This is a genomic window from Nocardioides sp. Soil805 (assembly GCF_001429625.1).
Lineage (GTDB): Bacteria > Actinomycetota > Actinomycetes > Propionibacteriales > Nocardioidaceae > Nocardioides.
Window position 1 is genome coordinate 894,872 of record NZ_LMSU01000002.1, and the last position, 12,725, is coordinate 907,596.

At 72.7% G+C, this 12,725-nt stretch carries 13 protein-coding genes; 9 read left to right on the forward strand and 4 right to left on the reverse strand.

Features of this window, described 5'->3' with window-relative positions; genetic code table 11:
* Positions 1-8 precede the first annotated feature (8 nt).
* The 3 genes from purH to ASG94_RS14800 are packed head-to-tail and all read left to right on the forward strand — an operon-like array spanning position 9 to position 2,901.
* Entirely contained in the window at positions 9-1,616 is a 1,608-nt protein-coding gene (gene purH, locus ASG94_RS14790) for a bifunctional phosphoribosylaminoimidazolecarboxamide formyltransferase/IMP cyclohydrolase (protein WP_056927174.1), read from the forward strand.
* Between the two features lie 36 nt (positions 1,617-1,652).
* Positions 1,653-2,501 carry a bifunctional methylenetetrahydrofolate dehydrogenase/methenyltetrahydrofolate cyclohydrolase gene (locus ASG94_RS14795; protein WP_056927175.1) on the forward strand — a complete coding sequence of 283 codons (849 nt, stop codon included), beginning with the start codon at positions 1,653-1,655 and terminating at the stop codon, positions 2,499-2,501.
* A 1-nt stretch (position 2,502) separates the two neighbouring features.
* A complete protein-coding gene (locus ASG94_RS14800; RefSeq protein ID WP_056927176.1) occupies positions 2,503-2,901 on the forward strand; it encodes a DUF3017 domain-containing protein in 399 nt (132 codons plus the stop codon).
* A 38-nt stretch (positions 2,902-2,939) separates the two neighbouring features.
* Here the strand turns inward: ASG94_RS14800 and ASG94_RS14805 are convergent, their stop codons facing one another.
* Positions 2,940-3,914, reverse strand: a complete 975-nt coding sequence (locus ASG94_RS14805) for a malate dehydrogenase (protein WP_056927177.1) — start codon at positions 3,912-3,914, stop codon at positions 2,940-2,942.
* Between the two features lie 106 nt (positions 3,915-4,020).
* On the opposite strand from ASG94_RS14805, the gene ASG94_RS14810 reads away from it, so the two are divergent.
* Positions 4,021-4,737: a hypothetical protein gene (locus tag ASG94_RS14810; protein WP_156411589.1), complete on the forward strand. Its 717-nt coding sequence runs from the start codon at positions 4,021-4,023 to the stop codon at positions 4,735-4,737.
* 3 nt (positions 4,738-4,740) lie between these two features.
* Here the strand turns inward: ASG94_RS14810 and ASG94_RS14815 are convergent, their stop codons facing one another.
* The gene (locus tag ASG94_RS14815) at positions 4,741-5,793 is read right to left on the reverse strand and encodes an MIP/aquaporin family protein (protein ID WP_082624203.1); all 1,053 of its coding nucleotides are present in this window, start codon (positions 5,791-5,793) and stop codon (positions 4,741-4,743) included.
* Between the two features lie 195 nt (positions 5,794-5,988).
* Here ASG94_RS14815 and ASG94_RS14820 point away from each other — a divergent pair, with 195 nt between their 5' ends.
* Genes ASG94_RS14820 through ASG94_RS14830 form a run of 3 tightly spaced genes read left to right on the forward strand, consistent with a single transcriptional unit; the run spans position 5,989 to position 9,244 of the window.
* Positions 5,989-8,199, forward strand: a complete 2,211-nt coding sequence (locus tag ASG94_RS14820) for an NADP-dependent isocitrate dehydrogenase (protein ID WP_056927179.1) — start codon at positions 5,989-5,991, stop codon at positions 8,197-8,199.
* Positions 8,199-8,549 carry a hypothetical protein gene (locus tag ASG94_RS14825; RefSeq protein WP_056927180.1) on the forward strand — a complete coding sequence of 117 codons (351 nt, stop codon included), beginning with the start codon at positions 8,199-8,201 and terminating at the stop codon, positions 8,547-8,549. The genes ASG94_RS14820 and ASG94_RS14825 overlap by 1 nt, the downstream gene beginning before the upstream one ends.
* Positions 8,549-9,244, forward strand: coding sequence for a DUF6498-containing protein (locus ASG94_RS14830; protein WP_056927181.1), 696 nt, complete (start codon positions 8,549-8,551; stop codon positions 9,242-9,244). Before ASG94_RS14825 ends, ASG94_RS14830 begins: the two co-directional genes overlap by 1 nt.
* On the opposite strand, the gene ASG94_RS14835 is transcribed toward ASG94_RS14830, so the two are convergent.
* The gene (locus ASG94_RS14835; protein WP_056927182.1) at positions 9,192-9,839 is read right to left on the reverse strand and encodes a DUF402 domain-containing protein; all 648 of its coding nucleotides are present in this window, start codon (positions 9,837-9,839) and stop codon (positions 9,192-9,194) included. The two genes, ASG94_RS14830 and ASG94_RS14835, sit on opposite strands and share 53 nt — an antisense overlap.
* 70 nt (positions 9,840-9,909) lie before the next feature.
* Here ASG94_RS14835 and ASG94_RS14840 point away from each other — a divergent pair, with 70 nt between their 5' ends.
* Positions 9,910-11,118 (forward strand): MFS transporter, encoded by a 1,209-nt coding sequence (locus tag ASG94_RS14840; RefSeq protein WP_056927183.1) that lies wholly within the window; start codon positions 9,910-9,912, stop codon positions 11,116-11,118.
* A gap of 164 nt (positions 11,119-11,282) precedes the next feature.
* A complete protein-coding gene (locus ASG94_RS21740) occupies positions 11,283-11,456 on the forward strand; it encodes a hypothetical protein (RefSeq protein ID WP_156411590.1) in 174 nt (57 codons plus the stop codon).
* Between the two features lie 7 nt (positions 11,457-11,463).
* Here ASG94_RS21740 and ASG94_RS14845 read toward each other — a convergent pair whose 3' ends face one another.
* Positions 11,464-12,705 (reverse strand): lipase family protein, encoded by a 1,242-nt coding sequence (locus ASG94_RS14845; protein WP_056927184.1) that lies wholly within the window; start codon positions 12,703-12,705, stop codon positions 11,464-11,466.
* Positions 12,706-12,725 lie beyond the last annotated feature (20 nt).

Below are 12,725 nucleotides of genomic sequence, written 5' to 3' on the forward strand. Positions count from 1 at the left end.
GAGTCCCCGTGTCCGAACCCGCACTCGTCCATGACCAGGTCCCGGTCCGCCGCGCCCTCGTCTCGGTCTACGACAAGACCGGTCTCGACGTCCTCGTGCGCGGGCTGCACGACGCCGGCGTGGAGCTCGTCTCCACCGGCGGGTCCGCCGCCCTGATCGAGTCGCTCGGCCTGCCTGTCACCCGGGTCGAGGACCTCACCGGCTTCCCCGAGTGCCTCGACGGTCGCGTCAAGACGCTGCACCCGCGGGTGCACGCCGGGATCCTGGCGGACCGGCGCCTGGAGTCCCACGTGCGGCAGCTCGCGGAGCTCGAGGTCGAGCCCTTCGACCTCGTCGTCTCCAACCTCTACCCCTTCACCCAGACGGTCGCGTCGGGCGCCTCGCCCGACGAGTGCGTCGAGCAGATCGACATCGGCGGGCCCTCGATGGTCCGCGCTGCGGCCAAGAACCACCCCAGCGTCGCCATCGTCACCTCGCCCGAGAGGTACGACGACGTCCTGCGCGCCGTGGGCGCCGGCGGCTTCACGCTCGCCGAGCGCCGGGGGCTGGCCGCCGAGGCGTTCGTCCACACCGCGACGTACGACGTGCACGTGGCGAGCTGGATGGGCAACGTGCTCACCGACACCTCCGGCGGGTCGGGCTTCCCGGCCTGGATGGGCGCCACGTGGGACCAGCAGGCGGTGCTGCGCTACGGCGAGAACCCGCACCAGTCGGCCGCGCTCTACGCCAACGGCTTCCTGCCCGAGGGGCCGGGACTGGCCCAGGCCACCCAGCACCACGGCAAGGAGATGTCCTACAACAACTACGTCGACGCCGACGCGGCCCGCCGTGCGGCGTACGACTTCGACCGGCCGGCGGTCGCGATCATCAAGCACGCCAACCCCTGCGGCATCGCCGTCGGCGCCGACGTCGCCGAGGCCCACCGCCGGGCCCACGACTGCGACCCGGTGTCGGCCTTCGGCGGCGTGATCGCCACCAACGTCCCGGTGTCGGTGGCCATGGCCGAGCAGGTCGCCGGGATCTTCACCGAGGTGGTCGTGGCCCCCGGCTACGAGGACGGGGCCCTCGAGGTCCTGGCCGCCAAGAAGAACATCCGCATCCTCGAGGCGGCGCCCCTCGCGCCCGGCGGCGCCGAGATGCGCGCCATCTCCGGTGGCCTGCTCCTCCAGCAGCGCGACGTCATCGACGCGACGGTCGAGGGCGGCGAGCACGGGGGAGGCGACGACCCGTCCTCGTGGCGCCTGGCCACCGGCCAGCCGGTCGACGACGACGTGCTGGCCGACCTCGCGTTCGCGTGGCGCGCCTGCCGCTCGGTCAAGTCCAACGCCATCCTGCTCGCCCGCGACGGCGCCTCGGTCGGCATCGGCATGGGCCAGGTCAACCGGGTCGACTCGTGCCGCCTCGCGGTCGAGCGCGCCGGGGACCGGGCCGCCGGCTCCGTGGCCGCGTCCGACGCGTTCTTCCCGTTCGCCGACGGCCCGCAGATCCTCATCGACGCCGGCGTGCGCGCGATCGTCCAGCCCGGCGGGTCGATGCGCGACAACGAGGTCATCGAGGCGGCCGAGAAGGCCGGGCTCACCATGTACTTCGCCGGCGCCCGGCACTTCTTCCACTGACCCCGGCGACCCGCCAGCGACTGATTGGATGAGCACGTGACTGCACAGACGCTCGACGGCAAGACGACCCTGGCCACCATCATGGCCGAGCTGGCCGAGCGGGTGACCGCGCTCAAGGAGCGCGGCGTCACCCCCGGCCTCGCGACCGTGATGGTCGGCGACGACCCGGGCAACCAGTGGTACGTCGGGGCCAAGCACAAGGACTGCGCCAAGATCGGGATCGCGTCCTTCCGCCACGACCTGCCCGCGACCGCCACGCAGGAGGAGGTCGAGGAGCTCATCGACCGCCTCAACGCCGACCCGGCCGTCACCGGCTTCATCGTCCAGCAGCCCACCGGCCTCGACGAGTTCCGGCTGCTCTCGCGCGTCGACCCCCGCAAGGACGTCGACGGCCTGCACCCGGAGAACCTCGGCCGGCTCGTGCTCGGCGAGGACGGCCCGCTGCCCTGCACGCCCGTCGGCTGCCTCGAGCTGCTGCGCCGCCACGGCGTCGAGATCGCCGGCGCCGAGGTCGTGGTGGTCGGGCGCGGGCTCACCGTCGGGCGCCCGCTGGGGCTGTTGCTCACCCGCCGCTCGGAGAACGCCACCGCGATCCTGTGCCACACCGGCACCCGCGACCTGGCCGCCCACGTGCGCAACGCCGACATCGTGGTGGCCGCCGCCGGGGTCCCCGGCATCATCACCGCCGACATGGTCAAGCCGGGCGCCGCGGTGCTCGACGTGGGGGTGTCGCGGGTCGACGGCAAGATCGCCGGCGACGTCGCCGACGACGTGTGGGAGACCGCCGGGTGGGTCTCGCCCAACCCCGGGGGCGTGGGTCCGATGACCCGCGCGATGCTGCTCACCAACATCGTCGCCATGGCCGAGAAGTCCGTCGGGGCCTGAGGTGAGCGACGAGGCCGACGAGCCGCGCGAGCCGCGCATCGCACCCCCGGAGAGCGTGCCGGCGGTGTCGGCCGAGGAGCTCGTCGACGGCACCCACCCCGATCCGGGGGCCGAGGAGGAGCGCCGCTATCCCTCGACGATCGGCGGGGCGTTCTACCTGCTCGTCCTCGCGGCCTGCGTCGTCGGCGTGGGGGTCGTCGTCGCGGGGGAGTGGCGCACCGGCATCCGCGTCTTCGGCGGGGCGCTGCTCCTCGGGGCCCTGGTGCGCCTCCTGCTGTCCAACCGCGACGCCGGCATGCTCGCGGTCCGCTTCAAGGCCTTCGACGTGCTGATGCTCGCCGGCCTCGGTGCGGCCCTGATCTTCCTCGCCGGCTCGATCCCCGACCAGCCGGGCATCTGACCGGGCCGGTCGGGGATCGGGTTTCGACGCGGCCTGGATCAGATGAGGCCGAGCTCCTTGACCTGGTCGCGCTCGCTCTCGAGGCGCGCGACCGAGGCACGGATGCGCTCCTTGGAGAAGTCGTTGAGGTCGATGCCCTGGACGATGGACCAGGCGCCGTCGCTCACCGTGCACGGGAACGAGGAGACGATGCCCTCGGTGACGCCGTAGGAGCCGTCCGACGGGACCGACATCGAGACCCACTCCGAGGTGCCGTTGAGCCAGTCGTGCATGTGGTCGATCGTGGCGTTGGCGGCCGAGGCGGCCGAGGAGGCGCCGCGGGCCTTGATGATCGCGCCGCCGCGGGTGGCGACGGTGGGGATGTACTCGTCGGTGATCCAGGCCTCGTCGACCTGCTCGGCGGCCGAGCGGCCACCGACACGGGTGTTGAACAGGTCGGGGTACATCGAGTCGTCGTGGTTGCCCCAGATCGCGAGGTTCTCGATCTCGGTGACGGAGACGCCGAGCTTCTTCGCCAGCTGCGTCTTCGCGCGGTTGTGGTCGAGGCGGGTCAGCGCGTTGAAGCGCTCGCGCGGGATGTCGGGGGCGTTGCTCATCGCGATGAGGGCGTTGGTGTTGGCCGGGTTGCCGGTGACGAGGACCTTGACGTCGTCGGCCGCGTTGTCGTTGAGCGCCTTGCCCTGGCCGGTGAAGATCTTGCCGTTGGCGGCGAGCAGGTCGGCGCGGTCCATGCCGTCCTTGCGGGGCATGGCGCCCACGAGCATCGCGGCGTTGACCCCGTCGAAGATGGCCGCCGGGTCGGCGCCGATCTCGACGCCGGCGAGCAGCGGGAAGGCGCAGTCGTCGAGCTCCATCACGACGCCCTCGAGGGCCGGCAGGGCCGGCTCGATCTCGAGCAGGCGGAGCTCGACCGGACGGTCGCCGAGCGCACCGGCGGCGAGGCGGAAGAGCAGGCTGTAGCCGATCTGGCCGGCGGCGCCGGTGACGGCGACCTTGAGGGGTGTGGTGCTCACGACGACTCCTGGGAATGTGTGACGAGGTCTGGTCCGCCGCTGACGCTAGCAGCGCAGGCTCCCCCCGCGGCCACAGGGCTGACCCACGGTCGGGCATGCTGGCGCCATGCCCGCAGGCCCCCCTCCCGCGCCGCGACGCCGTGCGGCGGTGCGGCTGCCGCTCACCCTGTCGGCGGTCGTCCTGCTCGGGACGGGCTGCGGCGTCGGGGCGCCGAGCACCGCGCCGCCCGCCGGGATCGACGGCCTCGTGGTCCCCACCCCGCGCCCCGACCCGGCCGACTTCGTGGACGGGGTGGACAACCCGTGGTTCCCCCTGGCGCCCGGCAGCGAGTGGACCTACGAGACCCCGGACGGCGGCACCGTCGTGGTCGCGGTGACCGGCACCGAGCCGGTCGCCGGGATCGGGGCCACGGCGGTCGCGACGACCGAGCGCGGGGCCGGCGGTCGCACCGTCGAGGAGTCGACCGCGTGGTACGCCCAGGACCGGGAGGGCAACGTCTGGCTCCTCGGCGAGGAGGGCACGTGGGTGGCCGGTGAGGCGGGAGCGCAGGCGGGTGTGGTGATGCCCGCGACCCCGCGCGTCGGCGACGGCTTCGCCCAGGAGCTGGCCCCGGGCGTCGCCGAGGACGAGCGGCGGGTGCTGTCCCTCGACGCACAGCGCACCACGTCGTACGACGTCCTCGACTCGCTGGTGCAGGTCGAGGACACCTCCGGCCTCGAGCCGGGCGTCACCAGCGAGGCGTTCTTCGCCCGCGGGATCGGCCTGGTGCTCCGGGAGGGCCAGGAGGGCGACCTCGAGCTGGTGGACCTCACCCGCGGGTGAGGCTCAGTCGGGGCGACGCACCTGGGTGCGGCCGTCCTCGCCGTCGTCGGGCAGCGGTTGCCCCCACTGCTGCGGCTGGCCCTGCGGCGGGACGCCCTGCTGGGGGGCCGGCTGGCCCCACTGGCCGGGCTGCGGCTGCTGCGGCGCCGGCGGGCCCCACTGCTGCGGGGGCGCGGGCTGGGACGGGGGAACGGGCTGGCCCTGGTTCCACTGCTGCTCGTAGCCGCCCTGGGGCGGGTACATCCCCTGCTGGCCCTGGTTCCACTGCTGCTCGTAGCCGCTCGGCGGGGCGTACATGCCCTGCTGCGTGCGTCCACCGCCGAAGGACAGGCCCGAGCCGGGGACCGGCTCGCTGCCGTGGCCGAAGACCAGGGGGTAGGTGAGTCCCGCGAGGACGGCGCCCACGAGCGGGGCCACGATGAACAGCCACAGCTGGAGGATCGCGTCGGTGCCACCGAAGACGCCCACGCCGATCGAGCGTGCCGGGTTGACCGAGGTGCCGGTGGCGCCCATCGAGGCGAAGTGGATCATCGCCAGCGAGAGGCCGATGGCCAGCGGGCCCATGAAGGCCTGGAACTCGTTGCGGGCGTCGGTGACGCCCAGGACGACGTACAGGAAGACGCAGGTGAGCAGCATCTCGAGCAGGAACGCCGCCCACATGGCGTAGCCGCTGCCCTGGTCGCCGAACGAGTTGGCGCCGATGTTGCCCTCGGCCGTGTAGCCGTCGAACCCGTGCATGAGCGCGAACAGCAGCGCGCCGGCGATGAGGCCGCCCAGCAGCTGGGCGCCGACGTAGATCGGGGTGGCGCTCCACGGGAGGCGACCGCCGAAGGCGGCTCCGACCGTGATGGCGGGGTTGAAGTGGCCACCGGACACGCGGCCGACGGCGTAGGCCATCACGACCACGGTGAGGCCGAAGGTGAGGCCCGTCGTGAGGTAGTCGCCCCCGCTCATCAGCGCGGCGCCGACGCCGAAGAACACGAGCACGAAGGTGCCCAGCATCTCGGCGGCGAACTTCTGGCCGGTGGTGGGCGTGTCCTCGACGATCTCGGTCATTCCAGGCCTTCCTCGGAAGCGATGTGCCCACCCCCGTGGGAACTGCGTGCACTCTAGCGATGCCCGGGCGGTGGGTGCGAGGGTTGGGCGGGTCCCGCGGTCAGGTATCTTGACGTCAAGTTAGTTTGCCTGATCGTCGTACCCAGTCGATCAACCCGATCACCGCTGTCGACCACACCAGGAGCCGTCGCACCCATGGCCAAGATCATCTACACCCACACCGACGAAGCGCCCATGCTGGCGACGTACTCCCTGCTGCCCATCGTGTCCGCCTACGCGCGGACGGCTGGCGTGGAGGTCGAGACGCGCGACATCTCCCTCGCCGGGCGCATCATCGCCCAGTTCCCCGACCGGCTCACCGACGAGCAGCGCCTCGACGACGCCCTCGCCGAGCTCGGCGAGCTGGCCACGAAGCCCGAGGCCAACATCATCAAGCTGCCCAACATCTCGGCCTCCATCCCGCAGCTCAAGGCCGCGGTCGCCGAGCTGCAGGCCAAGGGCTACGACCTCCCCGACTACCCGGAGAACCCGCAGACGGACGAGGAGAAGGACGCCCGCGCCAAGTACGACAAGGTCAAGGGATCCGCGGTCAACCCGGTCCTGCGCGAGGGCAACTCCGATCGCCGCGCGCCCGCAAGCGTCAAGAACTACGCCAAGGCCCACCCGCACTCGATGGGCGCCTGGAGCAGCGACAGCCGGACCAACGTCGCCACCATGGGCGCCGACGACTTCCGCCACAACGAGCTGTCGGTCGTGCTCGACGGCGACGACACCCTCGCGATCGTGCACGTGGCGACCGACGGCACCGAGACGGTCCTCAAGGAGTCGATCCCGGTGCTGGCCGGCGAGGTCGTCGACGGCACCGTGATGCGCGTCGCCGCGCTGCGCCGCTTCCTCACCGAGCAGGTCGCCCGTGCCAAGGCCGAGGACGTGCTCTTCTCGGTGCACCTCAAGGCCACGATGATGAAGGTCTCGGACCCGATCATCTTCGGCCACGTCGTGCAGGCGTTCTTCCCCACGCTCTTCGAGCAGTACGGCGAGCAGCTCGCCGCCGCGGGCATCAGCCCCAACGACGGCCTCGGCGCCCTGCTGGCCGCCACCGACAAGCTCCCCGACGGCGCGGCGATCCGCACGGCCGTCGAGCAGGGCATCGCCGAGGGTCCGGACCTCGCGATGGTGGACTCCGACAAGGGCATCACCAACCTGCACGTGCCCTCCGACGTCATCGTCGACGCCTCCATGCCGGCCATGATCCGCACCTCGGGCCACATGTGGAACGCCGACGGCGCCGAGCAGGACACCCTCGCGGTGATCCCCGACTCGTCGTACGCCTCGGTCTACCAGACCGTCATCGACGACTGCCGCGCCCACGGCGCCTTCGACCCCTCGACCATGGGCTCGGTGCCCAACGTCGGCCTCATGGCCAAGGCGGCCGAGGAGTACGGCTCCCACGACAAGACCTTCGAGGTCCCCGCCGCGGGCCGCGTCGAGGTCCGCAACGCCGCCGGCGACGTGCTCATCTCCCACGACGTGGAGCCGGGCGACATCTGGCGGGCCTGCCAGACCAAGGACGAGCCCATCCGCGACTGGGTCAAGCTCGCCGTCACCCGCGCCCGCGCGACCGGCGTGCCCGCGATCTTCTGGCTGGACGCCGACCGCGCCCACGACGCCAACCTCATCGCCAAGGTCGAGGCCTACCTGCCCGAGCACGACACCGAGGGCCTGACCCTCGAGGTCATGACGCCGGCCGAGGCGACGGCCTACAGCCTCGAGCGGATCCGCAAGGGCGAGGACACCATCTCGGTGACCGGCAACGTGCTGCGCGACTACAACACCGACCTGTTCCCGATCCTCGAGCTCGGCACGAGCGCCAAGATGCTCTCGGTCGTCCCGCTGATGAACGGCGGCGGCCTCTTCGAGACCGGCGCCGGCGGCTCGGCGCCCAAGCACGTGCAGCAGCTGGTCAAGGAGAACTACCTGCGCTGGGACAGCCTGGGCGAGTTCTTCGCGCTCGCCGCGAGCCTGGAGCACCTCGCCGGGTACGACGACAACCCGCGGGCCAGGATCCTGGGCGAGACCCTCGACCGGGCCACCGAGACGTTCCTCAACGAGGACCGCTCGCCGGGTCGCAGGCTCGGCACGATCGACAACCGCGGCTCGCACTTCTACCTCGGCCTCTACTGGGCCGAGGAGCTCGCCAAGCAGACCGACGACACGGACCTCGCGGCCGCCTTCGGCGCGCTGGCGACGACGCTGCGCGACAACGAGCAGAAGATCGTCGACGAGCTCCTCGCGGTGCAGGGCCGCCCGGCCGACATCGGTGGCTACTACGAGCCGGACGACGCGCTGGCCGAGAAGGTCATGCGCCCGTCCGCCACGCTCAACGAGGCGCTCGCGACGCTCTGATGCGACGTGCACGCCAGGTCCTCGGGGCCCTGGTCGTGGTCAACGTCGTGATGCTCTGGTTCTTCGCCGGAGCCAGCGCGTCGCTGTCCTGGCACGACCGGATGCTGGCCGACGACACCCTGCGTGCCTGCGGGCAGACCGCCCTGTCGGGCACGCGGGGTGGCTGGTCGGTGACGGGGGAGACCGACGCCGAGTTCGTGGGGGAGGCGACGGTGCGCTTCGACGCGACCGTCACGACCTACGCGACCGGCCGCAGCCGGACGGTCCCCGTGGAGTGCGAGCTCGGCACCCGCGAGGACGCCCAGATCGACGACCCGCTCGAGGTGCTGGGCGCCGAGGTGGTGCGCTGATGCCGGCCCCCTCGCGGTGGAGCGGGCTGGTCGGCATCGCGGTGGGCAACCTGCTGCCGCTGGTGCTCGTGTGGACCGGCCGGCTGGAGGTCGGCGACCTGGTGCTCGTCTACTTCCTCGAGCTGGTCGTCGCCTACGTGCTGCTCCTCGTCGCCCTGCCCGGCGGCCTCGTTCCCGGCTGGGACGGTCTCAAGCTGGTGGGGGCGATGCTCCTGGGCGGGCTGGTCCTCGGCCTGGTGCTGGCGCTGTACACGTTCCGGCACGTGACGTGGGACGCCACCACGCTCGGGGTCGTGGCCCTGACGCTGGCGAGCTCGTCGGTCGGGTTCGTCGCCAGCACCTGGCGTCGGCGCGACCGGTGGCGCGACGGGCTCGGTGGCGCCTTCGGCTGGCGCTTCGCGCTGATGTGCGTCGCGCTCATGGCCGCGAGCGCCGGGGACGCCCAGGCCGGGCTGCTGGCCGCGGGCTGGCAGCCGCACGAGTTCGGCCGCGGGTGGGCCCTGCCGGCCGGCGAGCTGCTGACCCGGTGTGCGCTGGCCCTCGACCTGTCGCCGGTGGTGGTCGCGGCCGGGATCCTGTGCACCTACCGGCTGGTCAACGAGCTGCTCTACGAGGCCTTCGACATCCTGCGCGACGAGGCGCTCAGTGAGCGTCGGGTGGCAGCTCCGGCACGCCCCACCGCGGATCGGGCCTGAAGTCCTCCCAGCCGTCGCAGAACGGCGGTCCCCACGCGTCGATGACCGCCTCCGCCTCGCGGGCGGCCCGCTCGATCCGCCGCACCTCCTCCTCGGTGTAGCGGCCCTGCTCCAGGGCCAGCACCAGCTCGTCCTCGTCCTTGCGCTCGCGGGTGCGGTCCGGCTCCACCCACAGGTCGAGCACGTGGTCGCTGCTGTAGACCGTGCCGGCGTCGCGCCGGTGCGGGTCCTCGAGGTTGACGTACCAGCCCACGTGCTCGCCCTCCGGTGTGAAGAAGACCCACACCGACCACGCCCTGCCGGTGGGGGCGACGCGGAGCACGTCGTAGCCCTGCCACCGGGCCGTGCCCTGCACCCGCTCGGCGGTGAACATCGTGGCCGGGTCCGAGCGGCCCGGCCGGCCGTCCGCGCGTTCCACCACGAGCATCGGCGTGTCCCGCGCCAGCCACGCGACCAGGCCGTCGGCGTCGTCGCGCACGACGGTGAGCGTGCCGGCGAAGTGCGGCGCGTCGGGCTCGCCGTACCGCCAGACGATGCGGGTGCCCGGCTCCCAGTACGGCGGGGTGCCTGACGGGCGGGGTGTGAGGTGTGGCACCGGCCGAGAGTACGGCCGCGCGGCGTGGAATAGGCCGACGCCACGGGGGCTTGGAGAATAGGTGCCACCCATGACGACCACCGCTGACACCCCCGTCGACCACACGCCCGCCGTCCGGACCCCCCACTTCGCGCTCGCCGTGCTGGCCCTGGCCATGGGCGGCTTCGCGATCGGCACGACCGAGTTCGTGACGATGGGCCTGCTGCCCCAGATCGCCGCCGGCGTCGGCGTCTCCATCCCGACCGGTGGCCACGTGATCTCCGCCTACGCGCTCGGCGTCGTCGTCGGGGCCCCGCTGCTGGCCTTCCTCGGTGCCCGGCTGCCGCGCCGGGCGCTGCTGCTGGCGCTGATGGCCGCCTTCGCGGTGGGCAACGCGGCGAGCGCGCTCGCGACGTCGTACGGCGCGCTGATGGCGGCCCGCTTTGCCGCCGGCCTGCCCCACGGCGCCTACTTCGGCGTCGCGTCGCTCGTGGTGGCGAGCCTCGCGAGCCCGGCCCGCAAGGGTCGTGCGGTGGCGTCGGTGATGCTCGGGCTGAGCGTGGCCAACGTGGTGGGCGTGCCGGCTGCGACGTGGATGGGCCAGAACCTCGGCTGGCGCTCGGCGTTCTGGGCGGTGACGGCGATGGGGGTGGTCACGCTGGCCCTGGTCGCGCTCTACGTGCCCTCGGTCGCCGGGGACAAGGACGCCTCGGGGCGCCGGGAGCTGCGCGCGTTCACGCTGCCGCAGGTGTGGCTGACCCTGCTGGCCGGAGCGATCGGCTTCGGCGGCATGTTCGCCGTCTACTCCTACATCGCCCCCACCGTCACCGACGTGGGCGGGCTCTCCGAGGCCGCCGTGCCGGTCTTCCTGCTGGGCTTCGGGCTCGGCATGGTCGCGGGCACCTGGCTGGCCGGGGTGATGGCCGACTGGTCGATCTTCCGCTCGCTGCTCATCGGCTCGGTCGGGATGGCGCTGTCCCTGCTGCTCTTCTGGTTGCTGGCGCCGTACGGCTGGGCCGCGCTGCCCGTCGTCTTCCTGATCACGGCACTGGGCTCCGTGCTGGTGGTCAACCTGCAGCTGCGCCTGATGGACGTCGCCGGGGACGCGCAGACGCTCGGCGCGGCGATGAACCACGCGTCGCTCAACGTCGCCAACGCCCTCGGCGCGTGGCTGGGCGGTCTCGTCATCGCGGCCGGCGCCGGCTACCGCGCCCCCGCGCTGGTGGGGGTCGCGCTGAGCCTCGGCGGCCTCGTGGTGCTCCTGGTCTCCGCCGCCCTGCACCGCCGCGGCCGTTCCTGACCGTCCGGTGAACGGCCGGTGACGCCGGATGACACGCGTCGGCGAAACCGGAACCTGCCCGTAACACGGGCACAACGGTCCGTTAGCACTCCCGGCCGAGGATGGTCGTACGGCGCCGCCCGAGACCCGGGCCGCCCACACGACCAGACCCTGGGGAGGCCTCGATGATCGAGCAGCAGGAGCACGGACACCGCGACGACACCGAGCTGGAGCGCCGGCGACAGCTGCGCGACCGGCGTACGCACGACGTGGTCGAGCTGATCTCGCGCCGCGGCGAGCTGGTGGGCATCAACCCCTGGGCCGACCACGTCATCGAGAGCGTCGCCTGGACCGCCTGACCGCGGCTCAGAGCAGCCAGCAGCCGCTCACCTGGGGGAGCCCGGAGAACCGGGCCTCCCAGAAGAGCTGGGCCTCCGCGGCGAACGGGACGATGCCGCCGACGTGCAGCGGTGCCACGTTGGCCGAGAAGCGCACGTTGGCCCCCTTGTCGCACCACGCCTTCGCCATCGCCTTGCCGACCGCGAAGGGGATTGTGTCGTCGAGGGTGGAGTGGCTGACCAGCACCGGCACCGTGGGCCTGGTCGTGCCGATCCGCTGCGCCGCGATCACCGAGCGGAAGGGCTCCTGCCCCATCAGCTCCGACATCGGCCGCCCGTCGGCGCTCAGCGTCTCGGAGCGCACGAAGGCGTGGTCGAGCAGGTCGAAGACGCAGTCCTGCTCGACGGCGTCCATCGTCGCGCGCCCGGTGGCGTTGAGGTACGGGTCGAGGTCGATGTCGTAGCTCGCCGAGAGGCCGCGGAGGGCGAAGAAGGCGAACGCGGAGAACGGTCCGCCGTCGAGGTTGCGCGCCACCGCGTCGAGGTCGGCCGGCACGGCGCCCACGGCCGCGCCCTTGAGTCGCAGGTCGGGGGCGTAGGTCGGCGCCAGCTCCACCGCCGCGGCCGCGGCGCCGCCGCCCTGGGAGTAGCCCTGCAGCCCGACCGGGCTGCTGGCCGACAGGCCGGTGCCGGTCAGCCGCTGCGCGGCGCGCACCGCATCGAGGGTGGCCCGGCCCTGCGAGACGCGATCCATGTAGGTGTGCACGCCCTCGGTGCCCAGGCCCTCGTAGTCGGGCATCGCGATCGCGTAGCCGCGCTGCAGGAGGCCCTCCATGACGAGGCCCTCGTACTCGATGCCTTCCGAGAACTGCCGCGACGGGGCGCACCGGTCGCCCATCCCCTGGGTGCCCGGCGCGTAGCCGATCACCGGGCGGCTCCCGAGGCCGATCCACGGCGCGTCGGGCACCAGGACGGTGCCGCTGGCCGCGATGGCCTCGCCGGCGCGGTTGGTCGTGCGGTAGAGCACCCGGGTCGCGTTGCGGACCAGGCTGGTGGCGTCGAGGGGGTCGAGCAGGAAGCCGAGCTTCTCGGAGCGGATGACGGCCCCGTTGGCGGCCGGCAGCGTCGCCGGCGCCTCGTAGAAGGCGGGGCGTGGTGGCTCGTCCACCGCCGACACCTCAGCCGAGACGGCCGGGGCGGCGACGAGGGCCGTGGCCAGCAGGGAGGCGGACAGGGACGCGACGAGGGCTCCGAGAGCGCGGGCTGTCATGGACAGGCAGGTTACTCAGC